The organism is Scytonema hofmannii PCC 7110, assembly GCF_000346485.2.
Taxonomy (GTDB): domain Bacteria; phylum Cyanobacteriota; class Cyanobacteriia; order Cyanobacteriales; family Nostocaceae; genus Scytonema; species Scytonema hofmannii.
Genome location: NZ_KQ976354.1, coordinates 9,894,076 through 9,911,196, shown reverse-complemented (window position 1 = coordinate 9,911,196; position 17,121 = coordinate 9,894,076). Strand labels below are relative to the sequence as shown.

15 protein-coding genes and 1 pseudogene are annotated in these 17,121 nt (G+C 42.5%); 7 read left to right on the top strand and 9 right to left on the bottom strand.

The features are described 5' to 3' along the window. Window positions 1-3: 3 nt before the first annotated feature. On the bottom strand, window positions 4-2,286 hold the full coding sequence (locus WA1_RS41815; RefSeq protein WP_158516762.1) for a methyl-accepting chemotaxis protein: 2,283 nt from the start codon (window positions 2,284-2,286) through the stop codon (window positions 4-6). 352 nt (window positions 2,287-2,638) lie between these two features. Between WA1_RS41815 and WA1_RS41810 the strand changes: the two genes are divergently transcribed. Beyond that, complete coding sequence (locus WA1_RS41810; RefSeq protein ID WP_017743004.1) at window positions 2,639-3,595, top strand: MASE3 domain-containing protein; 957 nt, start codon at window positions 2,639-2,641, stop codon at window positions 3,593-3,595. Window positions 3,596-3,817: 222 nt separating this feature from the next. Here the strand turns inward: WA1_RS41810 and WA1_RS60820 are convergent, their stop codons facing one another. Genes WA1_RS60820 through WA1_RS41800 form a run of 3 tightly spaced genes read right to left on the bottom strand, consistent with a single transcriptional unit; the run spans window position 3,818 to window position 4,542 of the window. Beyond that, entirely contained in the window at window positions 3,818-4,033 is a 216-nt protein-coding gene (locus WA1_RS60820; RefSeq protein ID WP_272819337.1) for a type II toxin-antitoxin system VapC family toxin, read from the bottom strand. A 15-nt stretch (window positions 4,034-4,048) separates the two neighbouring features. Continuing rightward, entirely contained in the window at window positions 4,049-4,246 is a 198-nt protein-coding gene (locus tag WA1_RS60815) for a PIN domain-containing protein (protein ID WP_017743003.1), read from the bottom strand. Then, window positions 4,243-4,542, bottom strand: coding sequence for a hypothetical protein (locus WA1_RS41800; protein ID WP_272819336.1), 300 nt, complete (start codon window positions 4,540-4,542; stop codon window positions 4,243-4,245). The genes WA1_RS60815 and WA1_RS41800 overlap by 4 nt, the downstream gene beginning before the upstream one ends. Window positions 4,543-5,061: 519 nt before the next feature. Here WA1_RS41800 and WA1_RS41795 point away from each other — a divergent pair. From WA1_RS41795 to WA1_RS60810, 5 genes and pseudogenes are all read left to right on the top strand, one after another. After that, window positions 5,062-5,349 (top strand): antitoxin family protein, encoded by a 288-nt coding sequence (locus WA1_RS41795; RefSeq protein WP_017743001.1) that lies wholly within the window; start codon window positions 5,062-5,064, stop codon window positions 5,347-5,349. A 1-nt stretch (window position 5,350) separates the two neighbouring features. Continuing rightward, window positions 5,351-5,527 carry a type II toxin-antitoxin system VapC family toxin gene (locus WA1_RS58980; protein ID WP_201789158.1) on the top strand — a complete coding sequence of 59 codons (177 nt, stop codon included), beginning with the start codon at window positions 5,351-5,353 and terminating at the stop codon, window positions 5,525-5,527. 14 nt (window positions 5,528-5,541) lie between these two features. Beyond that, window positions 5,542-5,766 carry a type II toxin-antitoxin system VapC family toxin gene (locus tag WA1_RS58975; RefSeq protein WP_017743000.1) on the top strand — a complete coding sequence of 75 codons (225 nt, stop codon included), beginning with the start codon at window positions 5,542-5,544 and terminating at the stop codon, window positions 5,764-5,766. 33 nt (window positions 5,767-5,799) lie between these two features. Then, a pseudogene (locus tag WA1_RS61985) lies at window positions 5,800-5,913 on the top strand (serine/threonine protein kinase); the annotation flags it as partial. Then, entirely contained in the window at window positions 5,876-6,067 is a 192-nt protein-coding gene (locus WA1_RS60810) for an FHA domain-containing protein (protein ID WP_017742999.1), read from the top strand. The pseudogene WA1_RS61985 and the gene WA1_RS60810, both read left to right, overlap by 38 nt. Window positions 6,068-6,205: 138 nt before the next feature. Here WA1_RS60810 and WA1_RS41780 read toward each other — a convergent pair whose 3' ends face one another. The 3 genes from WA1_RS41780 to WA1_RS41770 all read right to left on the bottom strand — a co-directional run bounded on the left by WA1_RS41780 (window position 6,206) and on the right by WA1_RS41770 (window position 7,352). Then, entirely contained in the window at window positions 6,206-6,481 is a 276-nt protein-coding gene (locus WA1_RS41780; RefSeq protein ID WP_336389828.1) for a type II toxin-antitoxin system RelE family toxin, read from the bottom strand. Continuing rightward, window positions 6,471-6,695 (bottom strand): type II toxin-antitoxin system RelN family antitoxin, encoded by a 225-nt coding sequence (locus WA1_RS41775; protein WP_017742997.1) that lies wholly within the window; start codon window positions 6,693-6,695, stop codon window positions 6,471-6,473. Before WA1_RS41775 ends, WA1_RS41780 begins: the two co-directional genes overlap by 11 nt. 375 nt (window positions 6,696-7,070) lie before the next feature. Then, window positions 7,071-7,352 carry a type II toxin-antitoxin system RelE/ParE family toxin gene (locus tag WA1_RS41770; protein WP_017742996.1) on the bottom strand — a complete coding sequence of 94 codons (282 nt, stop codon included), beginning with the start codon at window positions 7,350-7,352 and terminating at the stop codon, window positions 7,071-7,073. 430 nt (window positions 7,353-7,782) lie between these two features. Between WA1_RS41770 and WA1_RS41760 the strand changes: the two genes are divergently transcribed. Continuing rightward, window positions 7,783-9,975 (top strand): transglycosylase SLT domain-containing protein, encoded by a 2,193-nt coding sequence (locus tag WA1_RS41760; protein ID WP_017742994.1) that lies wholly within the window; start codon window positions 7,783-7,785, stop codon window positions 9,973-9,975. 84 nt (window positions 9,976-10,059) lie between these two features. On the opposite strand, the gene WA1_RS41755 is transcribed toward WA1_RS41760, so the two are convergent. Both WA1_RS41755 and WA1_RS41750 read right to left on the bottom strand, forming a co-directional pair. Further along, window positions 10,060-15,138 carry a WD40 domain-containing protein gene (locus WA1_RS41755; protein WP_017742993.1) on the bottom strand — a complete coding sequence of 1,693 codons (5,079 nt, stop codon included), beginning with the start codon at window positions 15,136-15,138 and terminating at the stop codon, window positions 10,060-10,062. Beyond that, complete coding sequence (locus WA1_RS41750) at window positions 15,117-16,445, bottom strand: P-loop NTPase fold protein (protein WP_017742992.1); 1,329 nt, start codon at window positions 16,443-16,445, stop codon at window positions 15,117-15,119. The genes WA1_RS41755 and WA1_RS41750 overlap by 22 nt, the downstream gene beginning before the upstream one ends. Window positions 16,446-17,121: the final 676 nt, after the last annotated feature.

Genomic DNA, 17,121 nt, shown 5'->3' with positions numbered 1-17,121 from the left:
TCCTCAATTTTGCTCACTAGTTTTGAATACACTGACAGACTTTTGCAATTGCTGCGCTATCTCTAAAGTTGTTTCTAGAGAGCCAGACACCATGTCAAAGGAATCTGAAGTGCGTTGTGAGACATTGGCAGTCTCCTGCATCAAAATAGTGACAGCACCAGAAGTCTGAGCTTGAGACACTGTCGCACTTGAAATCGACTGCACTAACTGGTCAATCTGGCGAGACAAGTCTAAAATCTGCTCTAGGCTGAGCTTGGCATTTTTGACAAGATTAGCTCCCTCCACCACTTGGGTGCTTCCCATGGACATAGCTTGAACTGCGTCGCTAGTTCCCAATTGAATCTTCTCCAAAATTTGTTGTATTTCTGTTGTCGCTTGGGCAGATTGCGCTGCTAAGTCACCAATTTCTTCCACCACCACAACGAAGCCCCGACCTTCATCACCCGCCCGTGCCATTTCCAGACTAGCATTGATAGATAACAAGTTCGTTTGCACGGCAATTTTGTTAATCAACGACACAACCACAGAAATTTCTTGAGAAAATTCACTTAAACAGTTCACCTTGTTCGCTGTTTCTGTCACTGTCTGTTGCAAATTCAAGATACTAGAGACAGTACTACCCATTGCTTCGGCGCTGGCTCTGGCTATGTCAAAGGCACTGCGGGCTACTGCTTTCGCTTGGTGGGCGCTATCAGCTACAGCTTGAATTGAAAGGGTCATCTGATTGACGTCTTCAAGGGCGCGAGTCATCTGTTCAGTCTGTTTGAGCGCTTCAAAAGCCAGTTGCTGGACTGCATCCGAATTTTCTCCAACGGCAAGATTTACTTCAGAAGCAGCTTTTTTGACAGTCATGACAATTTGTCGCAAGTTTTTAATGATGAAATTGAAAAAGTCAGCAATTATACCGATTTCACCTGCTGTTACTTCAGCCCTCACAGTTAAATCGCCCTCGGATACCGCCTCGATACTACTGACTAGTTCAACCAGTTTTTGCTGGAGCACTTCTTTTTGTTGACGTTGCTCTTGCGAAATAATTTCAAGCTGTTCCAAAAGAGCTGCTTGGTCTAGAGCAAATCCAACTTGAATTGCTAACTGGGCGAATAAATTGATTTCCCACTTCTGCCAAGTCCGAGGTTGACTGCACTGATGAGCAATCAGTAAGCCGACAAGCTGTTTTTCTTGAAGAATTGGCGCAACCAAATTTGCCTTGACTGTAAATTGTTCTAAAGTTTTAATGTGACAATCTGTAAGATTTGCCTGGTAGATATTATCAATTGCACGCACCCGACCATTTTTGTACTGTTGTACATAACGCTCCCTAAAACAAGGATCATCTATTTGTCGCTCAATCATTCTTGGAAAATCAGCAGCAACAGATTCTGCGATCGCGGTTCCACTACAGTCTTCATGAAAGCGATAGACAACGACTCGCTCGGTTGCAAGTGAGTTTCGGATCGCATCAGCTGTTGCTTGGAGGAGATCTTTCTGGTTTAAAAATTGACGAATGTGCAGGGTAATTTCCGTAAATATCTGTGTTCGCTTGGCTTCAGCTTCTAGGCGACGGGATTGTTCTACTTGTTCCCTAACTAAAACCTTCAATTGGTCTGCCATCAAGTTGACTTTAGACCCTAACTCGGCGACGTCTTCTCCTCGCTCGATGTCGGTATCGAGTTCTCTTTGACCCAGTTTTTCTTCCTCGTTAGTCTTATTGAGGATGGGAGTGATACCCCACTTATATAAGAAAGCTGCGCTCGCGATCGCCACCAATGCTGTCAGCACAATCCGAATCACCAGGCTCAGGAGTAAATCTTGTTGGGGAGCAAGTGCAGTTTTGCCCTTTACAGCAACGGCTACCTCCCTATTAAAAGAAGGCAGACCATTTGGTGTTTTCCAAGCCGGGTCGGATACCAACTGGTATCGATTGTTGCTTTTGAGCACGTGGTTGTCATAATCTGCTTTTGCAGAAGCGTTAGTTTGTTCAGCTTGGTTAATTTCCTGACTAGTCGATAGGTGAGCCAACGGATAAGCCTCTGTCCCAATTGCCAGTAATGAGAGCGTGCTAATAGCAGTAGCTACTGTGGCTTTGGTTTTTAAGCTCAGAGTCCGCAACAGTCTCACACCAAATCTTCGGTTACAGCAGTTTTCCAAGTCTAGAACCACACTCTGTTCTTGTGGTACGGGCGTCCCCGCCCGTACTGAATGAGAGGTTCGGCGAGGACGCCCACCCCACTCCATGTGGTCTCTTAATCTGAAAATTGCTGTAATATGATTCTTTCGCGTAGTCATTAGTTGGTGCAGTGTGGTATTCTCTTCTCTTGGGTACGATTTTTGATAAAAAGCCTGTGAATCCCGATGAAATTGATAGCTCATCAATCTTTTCAAAGCTGGTAAATTGCCAAAGATGAGTTCTGAAATTTTGGCTTTTTACCAAAAATTACTGAGCTAGCAGGTAGTCTTTGGTACGTGAAAAAATTTGGGGCTTTGGGTAAAATGCGTCCCTAAATGAAAAAAACAATCCTAGACTGTTAATTCGGTGACATATATAAGAATTGCTAATCATACTGCCACTTCTTTATATATCCCAGAATATACTGAGTTAAGCTACTTATAAGTTAAGCAAAATACCTCAGAAATTTCAATGAAAAAAACTATGATTCCTGTTCAATTGGTTTGGGCAGTAGTCGGTATATGTGTATTACCTAGCTTGCTGAATCTACTGGGAGTAGATTTTGGTTCCCCCTCACAGACCTTTGATGCCCCACTGCCAAATACGACTAAAGGCAAAGTCATTGATGTCATGCATTACACTTTATCAGGCAGTTTTACACACACTATTTTAAAGTGGAGTGCCTTCTGTACAGCAATCTTTACAGTAATTTTGTCTTTAATACATTTCTACCTTAAGGGCGATGTCGTCACCATTATCATTGGCGTGGCACTTTTTAGCGCTGGATGTATGGATGCATTTCACACTCTAGCAGCCGATAGATTAATTCAGGGCGTGGCGGATAACCAAAATTTCATTCCTTTCACTTGGGCAATCTGCCGAATTTTCAATGCTCTGATTGTGCTTGTTGGTACAGGCTTTTTTCTGATCGTTCAGCCAAGAAAGTGGAAAGGGAGTATCGGTTTGGTAGCGATCGCGAGTCTAGTTTGTGCAATAACTGCTTTTGGAATTGTATATATCTGCGCCCATAGTGCTACTCTGCCCAAAACCATATTTCCTAATTCTATAGTGACTCGTCCGTGGGACGTTGCTCCGCTGTTACTATTTATCTTTGCAGGGCTTGTTGTTTTCCCTCGGTTTTACGACAAATATCCAAGTCTGTTCTCTCATGCCCTCGTTATCAGCATTATTCCCCAAGTAGCCACTCAACTGCATATGGTTTTTGGTTCAAAAGATTTGTTTGACAGCCATTTCAACATAGCCCATTTTCTTAAGATTATTGCCTACCTAGTACCGTTTCTCGGATTGAGTTTGGACTACATACGAACTTATCAAGAACAGGCAGATACAGCTAAGCAGTTAAAACAAGCTATGGGGGTGTTTAGTTCTATTTTGACTGAGCAACCAGACAGAATAATTCGTAATTGAGAATTCATTAATTTCTCGTTCCCACCCGTTATAGCAATCCTAAATCATTAGACATCTCCAGAAATGAGGTATTGACCCTGACTGCATAAGGCTTTTATATTCTTTTTCAGAGATGTCTATTTGTAAAATTCTCTCTTCTCTCTTTTCTTCGTGCTCTTTGCGTCTTTGCGGTTGATAATTTTTACCTATCAAATAGGATTGGTATAGAAGCCATTAGCAATTTCAAGATACCAACTTTACCCAAGAAAACATAGCTTGTACGGAGTTAACTAGTCGCCTGTCTGATGTCCAAAACTCGCATTGCAATCGTTGCGCTAACGCTAGATAATGGGCATCATATGTAGCAGATAGTCTCAAACTTCGCGCTATCATTAAGGCTTGTTTGTGTAATTCCGCATCACCATAAAGTCTGATATTTAAATTTATTGCCTCAGCCAAAGCTCGATCTGCCTCTTATGGTAGGATTTGCCCTGCAACAGCAGCTCGATGCAACGCATTGCTAAGTTCATAATAAATTAAGGTTGGTGCAACAATTGTGTACTCTGACTCTAGCCAATGATTCCACAATTCCCTGACTTGCAACTCTGTCGTAATTCTAGAAAACAAACGCACGACCAAGTTGGCATCAACACAAACTAAAGTTAATGTCATTTCGCCTCTGATTTGGGAACGGAACTACGCATAAGTTGATCGTGTTGCTCATTACGTTCTTCTCTTGTTTGCCGGATATAATCTTCTAATGGTGGGTCAAATGGCTGTCCTTCACGACGAGCGTTGATTTTGTCTCCCAACTCAATCAACTTTTGGAAAGCTGCTCGTGCGTCTGATTTTTTCAGTTTTTCATCTAAAAACATTCGCTCTTCTTGGGAGAGGGACTGGATAATTTGCACTAGAGAATTTACCAGTTGTGTATTCATGGCTTCAAGGCACAGTTTAATTCTGCTCACCTTACAATCCTATCCTAGAGAAGGCTTTTGACCTATACAAGCAATTGCTGATAACACTAATATTGATGGGCAGGATTGGGGATTTGAGTGTACGTGGGCAATTGCCATTTCTCTCGCATCGAGACTTGTATAATATATATACAGAGAATTGTTACGAAGTGTGAAGAAGTCATTTTTCATGAAGCCTTGCGGGTTCTGCCTTTCCGATACCTGGCACTGAGTACTATCCACCTTTGGGGTCGATGTTTGTAGTACGATGCTGGCAAATTGCTATAATAATTGACGAAGATAAATTGAAAGACTCAGATCCTCGACTTTTTAAAGGGTACTGTTGGTGAATGCTGGGTCTGACCCCTGACCCCAAGGATTTTATAAGCTTTTCGAGACGATACTCAAGGTGCGATCGCATCCTGAAATAGTTTATTTCTCCTTGATGAGAGGCTTAAGCCCTATTCTTCTGTTATCATCTTTTAGTTAATCTTTTGGGTTTACTTACAAAGGAAAGGCAACTAGCAAACCATGCCAGAAATTATCACTGCTGTCTATGAAAACGGGGTTCTGCGCCCCTTAAATCCCTTATCCCTACAAGAGCACCAAACTGTGCAGATTCAACTTTTGACTGAAGAACCAGCAATGGATGCCGAACAGATAATTCAATCCCTGGTGGCAGCAGGACTCGTGAGTTCTCCCCCTCGTCGAGACGATGTTGAGCCAGTTTCAGAAGAAGCGTGGCGCGAACTAACCCAAAGACTGGAAGCATCCCCCGGCAAGCCCCTCTCAGAAATCATTATTGAAGAACGAGGTTAATGTGACTGTCTACTTTTTAGATAGCAGTGCTCTGGTCAAACGGTACGTGCCGGAAACTGGCAGTGCTTGGATACGGGCAATCTCGGATCTCAATACTGGCAACTCATTAATCATTGCCCGAATTACTTGGGTGGAAGTTAGAAGCGCGATCGCCCGAAGAGGTTTCGCTTTGACCTGAATAATCAGTACCAAGTGATTGAACTCGATTCAACACTTGCAGAAACTGCGGGTCAGTTGGTCGGTCAATACCCTCTACGCGCTTATGATGCCGTCCAACTAGCGTCAGTGCTGCTGATTCAACCCGCTTTCCCTGCTACACAATCTACTCAATTGATCTTTCTCACAGCTGACAACCGCCTTTCTGAGATTGCGGTAGCTCTTGGGTTGCTGAGCAATAATCCCAATCATCACCCCTAATCTGGGTGAAGCTACTCCCGAACCAGCACAGGATTACTTGATTTTGGTCTTGCCCGTGAATTTACCCTTGGGAAAACCGGAAGCATGACGAATTCTAAGACGAAAGGGTATGCACCGATTGAACAGTACGAACGACGCGGTAATTTTTTCCCGCTATCACTGCTTGTTAGATATCAACCCGCCTGATATTCGCGTGCGAGATTTTGGTAGTAGAAATGGTACTTACGTAAACGGGAAAAAAATTGGACAACGCCAACCTAAACAAGCGGAGTTTAAACAGGCGTTGTTGAGTGTGGTTTAAATTCAGAACCAGTCCTAACTATAATCTAATGTTATTCCTGGTTTGCTTCCGGCAAAGTACTACCGTATTTTTGAAACTCTTCTATAACTAACTTAATCTCCTCTACTGCAACATCTGCTTGTTCACTTTTGGAATAGATTAGCAGGAGGATAACCTTTGTTGGGATTCAAGCTGATAAATGAGCCGATAACCACCACTTTTACCTTTCTGGATATCACTGTTGCGGACTCGTACCTTGAAAACAGTGTTCCCTGTTCCAGATATTTGGTCGCCAATAAAGTTTCCTGCTTGCAGTTGTGCAATTATCGGTTGAATATTAGACCGAATGTGGCGATACTTTTTGGACAGGGTGCGTAGCCGATACTGAAATTCATCTGTAAACTGAACTTGAACTGAGGGTAGTTCACTCTGCATCAACACCATCCCACAGTTCTGAAATAGGTCTAGTTTTTCCAGCTTTTGCTTGTTGCAATGAAGTGCGAAGACTGTTTAATACAGACTCTTTTGATTCATCATCTTCATCCACCTCATCTTCCACAAACAGCACAATTACCTTAACGCGGCTATGCTTTTGAACCGTCAGAGGTTCATCCAAGCACAGTAAACCGTTTTCGTCAACGCTTCCCATGACTTCTTGCGCAATTTGTGGGCATCAGGGGTTTGTTATCTGGCGAGACAACTGGTACTCTTGTAACTTGTCGATTTTGATTAATCATTCCTTTATTAGGGATAACCCAATAAACTGTGTTTGTTATTTTTGGTAACGTCCCTCCGGTCATTTTAGTAGCCGCATCTCTTCTTCTCACAAAAGCCAATTAGTTTGTCCGAACTAGGGAAACATACGTTCGTAATTTACTACTAAAACTTAGAACTGGGGGAAGCGCAAATTAACAACGTATAATGCCCCTTGTAACGAGCTTTTGACTCTCCCCAGTGACCTAACCAACTCTTGCGTTGCCTATTGAGAGCTAAAGACTTGCTTTAGTTTTTGGCAAGCCTACACCTACCCTTCGGGAGGTGTAGGTAGTTGACTGTTGTCGAGATCGCTCTTGGAAAAGCCGTACACGAAGAAAGCCTTATCGCCGCTGCGAAAAATAATGATACTGCGGTATCCTCCTGATTTTCCCTGTCCTTGCCGCGCTATCCGCTGTTTGATGATGCCGCCGCCTAAGTCGGCATCTACTAGCCCCTTGGACGCTCTGGTGACAGCGGCGTAAAGCGCTTCATCGGTCAGCCGTTCCTTACGGGCAAAACGTTCAAACCAAGCATTTTTGAAGATCCGCATTTCTTTCAAGGTTTTCGTAGTATTACCGATTTACCTGTCGTCATTCTCAACGAAGTATTAGCATCTTGAACTCTGGAGATGGTGCGTTACACTTTGTTAACCTTTGACTAAAATAGCAACATCCCTTTTCTTCCCCCTAAAGAAGGATTTTTGCCCTTATATAAGGAAGAAAGGGGTATGCCTGTGAGAGTTTGTAGCAACTGCTCTTACAACCTTTGCTTTTACAGATGATCGCCAAACCCATACTATACAAGCAAAGAGAAAAACAAAAATGCAAAATTTTTAACTTAAATGGCTGGAATTCCCATCCAGAAAAGAAAAAAGCTATAACGATCCCCAAATTAGGAATACAAAAGTTAAAAGTGGCGACATTGTCCGCAAGTGATGCTAGAGTTGCTAGAAATTCATGTGAAATTTTCAGCGGGTACCAATGCTGAAGCAGCGACAAAAGAAAAAATATATCCCTCTCATTGCAGGTGCTGGATTGTTTGCCTTCCTAGCAGGTGCAATGATGTCCGCGCCTCAGTTTAGTAAATCCTTTGGGCATTTACTGCGATTTACTAAAAATTCGCCTGAGCAGCTTTCAGAAGCAAGCAAAGCTAACTCCGCTGTGCTTCCACTGGTGTCACAGTCCTCGCATGAACGCAGTGCAAAGCTGGAGGCTCTTGCAAAGGGACGCGACTTGCAAGACCGAAATCGCGCTCGTTATCTTTTGGCTAGCGATTTGATTGAAAAGAAGCAAGCCAAAGCGGCACTGGAGTTACTAGAAGGGCTAGAGGACGAATATCCACGCTTGGCACCCTATGTTTTACTGAAACAGGCGCAAGCAGCCGATGTCCTTGGAGAGGAAGGCAAAGCCTCAGATTTGCGGCAGAAGGTGGTGAAAAAATATTCTAAAGAACCTGCTTCTGTTAAAGCCCTATATCTGATAGCAACTCCTGAATATCAAGAGCAAGCCATTGCCCAATTTCCCTCAAATCCTTTAACTTGGGAAATTATCCGCCAGCAGTTGCAAGAAAATCCACAACAGCCGTCATTGCAGCTGATTTTGGCAAAACATGCCTATGACAAATCAGGAATTCTTCCCATACTAGACCAGTTGGCAAATAACCCCACCCTTAAACCCGAAGAATGGGAAATCGTGGGTACAGCATACTGGGAAAATAGCGAATTTTCCAAAGCAGCAGAAGCTTATACCAAAGCATCTCGGACACCCCGCAATCTCTATCGCGTGGCACGGGGATATCAGGTAGGTGGAAAACGCCCAGAAGCAATTGCTACCTATCAACAACTTGTTAAAGCATTCCCTGACGCTGAAGAAACTGGAAATGGCTTACTGCGTCTGGCAGAAATGGCACAAGTCCGTAAGGATGCAATACCATTACTTGACAAAGTCGTCAGTAAATACCCTGAAAAAGCGGGTGAAGCACTGATGGAAAAAGCCAAGATTCTACAGGCTCAAGATCCAAAAGCAGCCACTCAAGCATTGCAGTTACTGATTACAAAGTTTGGTAACACTGAAGAAGCGGCAGAGTACCGTTGGAAAATTGCCCAAGAAAAAGCGAAAGCCAAAGATTTTAATGGTGCTTGGCAGTGGGCAGGACCAATACCTACTAACAACCCCAACAGTATTCTGGCTCCAAGAGCTGGCTTTTGGGTTGGGAAATGGGCAACGAAAATCGGGAAAAGCCAGGAAGCAAAAAAAGCTTACGAGTATGTTGTTAACCGCTTCCCCTACTCTTACTATGCATGGCGATCGGCTGCGGTTCTAGGTCTTAATGTTGGCAACTTCAATAACATACGCAGTCTCGACCCGAAAATTGTCCCCTATCAGCGTACTGTACCAACTGCAGGTTCGGAAGCTTTTAAGGAATTGTATTTACTCGGTCAAGATCGCGATGCTTGGTTGCAGTGGCAAACTGAATTTGTCAATAAAATGCAGCCAACTGTGGCAGAACAATACACTGAAGGTTTGATGCGGTTGGCAAAAGGCGAATATTTAATCGGTATTGACACAATTTCTAAACTAGAAGACCGGAAAAAACCACAAGAAAAAGCTGAGTATCAGGATCTCAGCAAGCAAGTCACTTACTGGCAAGCCCGTTATCCTTTACCATATCTAAAGGAAATTGAAAAGTGGTCGGCAAAGAATGAGGTAAATCCCGTGCTGGTGACTGCCTTAATGCGCCAAGAATCTCGATTTGAGGAAAAAGCCCGCTCTGTTGCTGGTGCGACTGGTTTAATGCAGGTAATGCCAGATACAGCTAAGTGGATTGCTCCACAAATTAAAGTAGATAGCAAAAAAATTAAATTGGAAACCCCCAATGACAATATTATGTTGGGGACTTGGTATTTAGATCATACCCACGAGCAGTATAAAGATAATTCCATGCTCGCGATCGCCAGTTACAATGCAGGTCCCGGTAACGTTTCTAAATGGCTGCAAACCCTACCAAAACAAGATCCAGATGAGTTTGTAGAAGCAATTCCCTTTGATGAAACCAAAAATTATGTGCGTCAGGTATTTGGTAACTACTGGAATTATCTGCGGCTTTACAACCCGGAAATGTCCCAGTTAGTTGCAAAATATTCATCAGAGCATGCTCAGCTATCAGCAAAATGAGAAGATAACACCCTACACCTCTTGTTCCCAGGTTCCGCCTGGGAACGAGGAAATTCCTCTTCCCTACTCCCCACTCCCCACTCCCTACGGACAAATTGTGCGATCGCCGTTTGTCACTGGGGAATAGTCCTTAAGCAAATCACACCCCCGCACTAGCAACTTTTCTAGTGTTATGTCTTCTAAATTCCGTAAAAACACTGTACCACTAGCACTGCCAATAGCTATCAAGCTATTGTGAGAACTTAAACTAACGCTGGTAAGGTTATCCTTTTCCTTTAAACTTATTTGTAATATTCCATCTCGGTTCCACAGTTTCACCGTATTGTCATCGCTCACTGTAGCAAGTAATTCACCATCACGGCTAAAACTGACACCAGTGACAGCATCTCTGTGTCCCCATAAAGTTTTCAGCAACTCACCATCTTGACTCCAAAGCTTCACCGTGTTATCTGCGCTAACCGAAGCAATTTTACGGCCATCAGGAGACCAAGCTACACTATAAACTGCATCCCTATGTCCCGACAAAGTTTTGAGCAATTTACCATCACTGCTCCAAAGCTTCACTGTTTTATCATCACTAGCTGATGCTAATAACTCCTCATTCGGACTAAAACTCACCCAATTAACAACAGCTTTGTGTCCCCACAAAGTTTTTAATAGCTGACCGTTCTGACTCCACAACTTTACAGTTTTATCCTTACTACCTGAAGCGATAATATTTTGAGGACTCCAAGACACGCTTAAGACTGCGTCTTTATGTTTTGATAACGTATTGATAAGCTTACCGTCACGTTTCCACAGCTTGACTGTTGCATCCGTGCTAGCTGAGGCAAGCATATCTCCTTTTGGGCTAAAACTTACGCCCCAAACTCCATTCTTATGACCCTCTAAAATATGAAGTAGTTTTGCTTCTGAGTTCCAGATTCTAATTGTTTTGTCAAGACTACCAGAAGCTATCAAATCACCTTGAGGAGAGAAACTAATGCTAGTCACATCTCCACTATGATGTCTAAACTTGGATTTCAGATCCTGCAATTTCCAAAGTTTGACTGTTATGTCTCGACTTCCAGAAGCCAAAGTCTTTCCATCAGGACTGAAACTGACACTATTGACCCAGTCGCCATGACCCTTTAAAGTTCCTAACAGAATTCCGTCGCGACTCCAAAAATTGACTGTCTTGTCGGTACTTGCTGAAGCTAGAATCTGACTATCAGGGGTGAAACTCACGCTTGTGACTTTATCGTTATGCCCAATTAAAGTTCTTAACAATTTACCTTCCCGACTCCAGAGTTTGACAGTTTTATCCAAACTCGCTGAAGCAATAACCCTTCCATCTCCAGACCAAGCTACACTCCTCACAGCATCGTTATGCCCTGCTATAGTTGTCAACAGATTGCCGTTTCGACTCCAAAGGTTTATAGTTTTGTCCGTACTAGCTGAAGCAAGGGTTTGACCATTAGGCGACCAAGCTACACTCAAGATAGCATTCTTATGACCCAACAAAGTCTTAAGAAGTTTACCATCCCGATGCCAAAGTTTGATGGTTTTATCGCTACTAGCCGAGGCAATTATTTCATCATCGGGAGTGAAGCTGACACTATTAACGACTTCTTTATGCCCTACTAAAGTTTTTTTTACCTGCTCGGTGTTTGGATTCCAAAGTTTTACAGTTTTATCCTGACTTGCAGAAGCGACAGTTCTACCATCATGGCTAAAACTAACGTTGTTGACAGCATCTTTGTGCGAACGTAAAATTTTATATTTTTTGCCGTTGAAATGCCAGAGTACAATATTACTGTCAGCACTTGCTGAGGCTATTGTCTTACCATCAGGGCTAAAATTGACGCTATTCACACCCAACGTATGGCTCTGTAAGCGTTGGCTTGCTCTTTCACCCCCAGAAAAAACCAGTTGATAAAGCGTCCCCATTACCTGAAACCGCACATCTGTACTTGGAAATATGGCATTTTGCTGTTTTCTACCTGCTTTTAACCCGGATTTCAGGGCCTCCATATCTCTTCCTGAGATGAGAAGTACTTCACTCGTTGCATTAATAGCTTTAATTTCATTAACGAGCGCTTGTCTCCATTGAAAGGCTGAAAGAAAAGAGGTTGTGAACGCCAGTATAAGTATGACTGAACCAGCAAGTGCTATTGTCACAGAGCGATGACTCTTTGCGAGTTCTGCTTGCAACTTTTGCTGTTGCAGTTCTGCATTGAGTTGCTCAATTTCAATCTGACTTTGTGTTTCTCGTTTACGTAACTCTTTTAATTCTGTCAGTAAATCCCAACCTTGTTGGGGTTGGCTAATGACTTGTTGAGATTGCTGCTGTTTTTTCTTCAGTTGGCTTTTTAGCTGGTAAATCTCTGTTTCCCTTTGATGGACTTGGTTGCGTAACTCTTGCAGTTGTGTTTGTAAGTTCAATTCTGCTTGTTGCAGATAACGAATCAAATCTACTAAATAATCATGAATTAATTGATAGCGGCGTTCGGGTTGGTCGGGAAAGAGAACCACTAATCCAGAACGCACTAAAATTTCTAAGACTAACTCTAATTTTTCTTGATGCTCTAATTCTGCTAGCTGGGAAGCTAATTCACTATAAGTTTTGTAAGGACGCTTTTTATTTTCATCTGTTAACAAGTACAAGACCAGTAATGCAGCCCTTTCATTTTCGGGACCGCATTCTTTGATGAGTTCTTTTATATATCGCTCAATCAGTTTGCCCGATTTAAATTGCTGGTAGTCTGTTAGCGTTGTTATCCTTTCATCTTGCAGTTGCGATCCTACGACTTGCAACTCAATTGGACGAACTTCTCCTAATTCTGTCGATAAATCTTGTACGATGGCATCAATCAAAGCTGGCTCTAAATAAAAATGCGATCGCTCTGTTAACTTTAAGATAAAATTTTTGGCATCTTCTTGGGCGAAATTTTTTAATTGATAGCGAATATTTTTGTCTAAAATATTATTGTTAATCTGCTCCTGTTGTGTTAAGTATTTAAATTCTAATAAGCGATGTAAATAATCTTCTCGAAGAGAAAAGACTATTTTCACAAAAGATATATTGAGGCAATCGCAAATAAAATTATCAAATTGTTGCAACTTGTTGTGTTCGGGACAGCTAAAGAAAAACTCCTCAAACTGGTCAAAAATTAAAACTGTGATGAAATGATTTTTAGCATTTTTTTGTAATTGTTCCAGAATGGCATTTTCCGAGTTAAGTATGACAGGCTCGAGGATAGCAGCACTTGTTCCATGTTGAATTTGAAGTTGCGCCTCTGTTAAAGATTTTCCTAATTCCCGAACCAAGTTAGTATAAATTCGCACTACAACAGGTATAGCAATCTGGTCGCCGATAGCTCGGTTTTGCAGTGCAGGGATTAGCCCCGCAGTCACGGTAGAACTTTTACCTACGCCAGATTGACCGTGAATGACTGTCAGTTTTTGATCGGAACGACTAATTCTGCCAATTAAGCTATCAATATCCCGCTTGCGACCGGAAGCATCAATTTCCAAAGCAACGCTGGTGCTTGCTGCACTTGAAACCAACAAGGGTTTTGTCGTTGGTCTCTGGGGTTGTAGGCGACCTGCGCCAATAAAAGCACGCAAACCATACTGCTGCTCGACCGAACGGCGTTTTTGCCTGATACAAAAAGCTTCTAAATACCGACCAGACTCAAAGTAGAGCGATCGCATCTTCCGCAAAAGGCGAATATAACGATGAGCATCATACCGATGATCGCTGCTTTCCAAAGCAGTTTCCAACTGACGATTCGCCGTTTTTAAGCGTTTTAGAGCCTTTTTTTTCTCCCCCAAATGCTCTAGTGCTTGTGCTAACACTAATTGAGATATTTGTTTCAAAAGCAGTGGGAACAAACTCTGATAGCGATCGCTATCTTTTCTGACCTTCCCCAGGTAAGACAGGGATGCTTTTGCCAGCTGAGTTGCCTTTTCCCAGTTTGACTGCTCTACAGCGACCTCAGCCAAAAAACTATAATCACAAGCAAGTTGAATTTGAGTACCATAAATTCTATGTAACTCTAGAGATTTTGTGGCAACTTTCTGTAACTCTTCCCAATCGTGTAAAATGAGCAACACTTCACTCAATTGGCCAATACATTGAGCCACAATCTCCTCGCGTCCAATCACTTCAAAAACGTCAAGGCATTGTTGGAAATAAAATTTAGCTTCTTGCCATGGGAGAGGGTTTTCTGAATGATACCGTTCTGCCACACGAAAATAACACAGCCCAATATAGAACAGAACGACTCCCAAACGAAGAAGGTGGGGTGATGGGGGGATGGGGGGATGGGGAGACATGGGAGAATTTTTCCCCTCTGTCTCCCTCTCCCCCTCTCCCCCTCCTTCCTCATCCCCCTCTTCTCTCACTTGCTCTTGCCAAAACTGCAAGCTTTGCTGAAAATGTTCCAACGCCAAATCTATGCGATCGCTAACATAATCATCCAAACCAAAAACAAATTCCAGACTGGCGTTCAATTCGGGATCTAACTTAATACCGCGATTTTGCAAATCTTTAATAGCACAGAGGAATTCATAACTGCTATACTTAGAGACCAAACCCAAAGTTCTATTGCCATAAGTCACTTGGGGTTCTGCTTGTTGTGTAGCATTGGTGTTAAGAATTTCCGCAAAGAGAGAATCAGTTTTTTGTTGTAGAAATTCGAGCAATTCTTCAGTTGTCAGTTCAAATCTAATAGGAGTAGCAGCCCAACTCGCAAAATCCGGAGCCAAGCGCACTATCTTTTGCAGTACCTTATCATTCACCCAAAAAACCATAGGAAAATGGTGGCGTTTGCGGAACTCATCCCGCACGTGATTAATGGTAGTCAACAGGTCATCAAGCGCAGACACTGACTCTAAACCCAAAACCATCAATACCAACGGTTGCTCGCGAGCAACTTGTAAGTGGAGTCTTGTATAAAGGCTAATGGTGTTGGTCGGAACCTCTAGTTTTTCAATCTGGTATGCTTCCGAAGAAATTTCGAGAAGTCTTTGCAGTGTGCGCTCTTGCAAAGCTTCATAATTACAGCAAGCCAAAACTAGCGAGAATTGACCTTGAGATAGAACAATAGCTCGCCTTAAGTTCATTAAGGAACGCTCGTTAGCCGCAATGAAATCCATTAGTGGGTACCGTTCAGCCATGATTGAAATTTTGGCGTTTCTGCTAAAACTGGGTTAAGAGCAAACCAGACTCCCTGATGGTCGCGGTATTCAAACACAAAAAGACTTCGCAATAAAGCGTGATACTCCATATCACCTCTGACTCTTTGCTGTTGCACCACCTGAAAAATTAACTCCCACTCTTCAGAGTCAATTGGGTTAGCGCGGAAATCGCGGTGTCTTTGAATCACCAATTCCAAACATTCCCGTTCAAAGGGTGGGTCTTGTTCTCTCAAACAGTCATACAGCAATCCCAGTAAATCCCGCACGTGACCACCACTAATTAAACACAGCCTATCTAAAGTTTCCACAGAATCAAACACTTCTGCGATCAAATTTAACCGATCTGAAGGATGAATGTCTGGAAAAGCTCTGGCTAGCACCATCTGTCTCATCAGCGTCAGTCCTTGAGTATAAATTTCTCCAGAACGCAGCCGTACAGGTATCATAGGCAAAACTTTGGGAGCTACCCCGCCCCCCAAGCGATGCTGTAGTTCGGCGCTATCATTAGAGAACGTTAAGGCAAGAGGAATAGTGTATACTAAATGACAATTAAGCTTGCGTAACTGTTCCCCTCTATCGATAAATAAGTACTCTGGTAGAGACCTTCCAGATGGTAAAGGTCTGATGGCTACCCGATCCAAGTTATCAACAATGACGACCAGCCCTTTCTTACCCAGAGCTTTGAGTTCTTTCTTGGCACGCTCAAGTAATTCCTCATTAATAGATTGTAAAATATTTTCAGTTCTCGGTTCTAAGTAGTCCCTCAACCGACGCCGTAACTTGGGGCTTTCTTTTGTCTTAGCTGTAATTTTGGCGATCCCCACAGATAACTCTCCTTTTACCTCCAAATCAATTGGGGTTTGCAGAAAATCCACAATATCCGCAAACAACTTAGCAAAGTAGCCCGGTTTTACGCGGAGATTTATCGCTTCCAGGCTTTCACTGACCTGACCGACAATTGCTAAAAAAATATCCGTCACATCCACGTCTACCATTTCCAAGATATGGGTAGACTCAAAATACACAACGTGAAATTTTTCTTGCTCTAACTCAGTTTTTAGCCGCAGCAGCTCCGTTGATTTCCCACAACCAATATGCCCTGTAAAAAGCTGACAGGTTGCAGTATCCGGAGATATCCTAGTAATTGTACGTTGCAGCGCTTCGATAATCTTGCCACCCCGGACAGAAGTAAAATCAATATAATATCGGCGATCGCTAGCATTTCCCATCATGAGAGGTCGGCTCGGATTGCAGGCTTGGTAAAATCTTTCTAAATCTAGAAGCATAATTTATCCAGTTCATTTATGTAATATGGGCAATTTCATAGCTGTCACATACCCGACTTCTTGAAGAAGTCGGGGAGCTTGCACCACTAACGTGTGATAATTTGTACTTAACTGTTGCTGCAATTTAACCTTAAGATACAAAATTTCTTCAAGGTCTTCCGGATATTCCCGTAGATATATTTATCAGTAGATAGCCGGATAATTAAAACTCCCGCAAGAAAAAATTAATTCTGTAGTGAAATGCTATCTTCTCTCTTTTCTTTGCGCTCTTTGCGTCTTTGCGGTTAATAATTTTACAACGTAAATAGGACTGCTATATATTCTGAAAAGATTTCTAATAAGATTAATAATAAAGACTACGAATAAAGTCTATTTTTTCCATAGTTTTATACTCTCCTATGGGAGGAAAGATACTGAGAAAAAATAGTTATGTAAAAATCTCTAAAAATATTCAACCCCCTGACAAATAACATATCAACGCTTACAGTCCCCAAAGCGAAGACAATCGCCTCTCCGTTCATCTCTAGCAGAGAATAAGAAATTTATATGACTCTTGTAAGAGCTTATGCTACTAATTATGGAATCCGTCCAGGTAAAACCTTGATATTTGAATGGTTGCTTTTCAGCATTATTACTGGCAGAAATTTGACCCATATTGCCCAAAAAAACAGAAAAG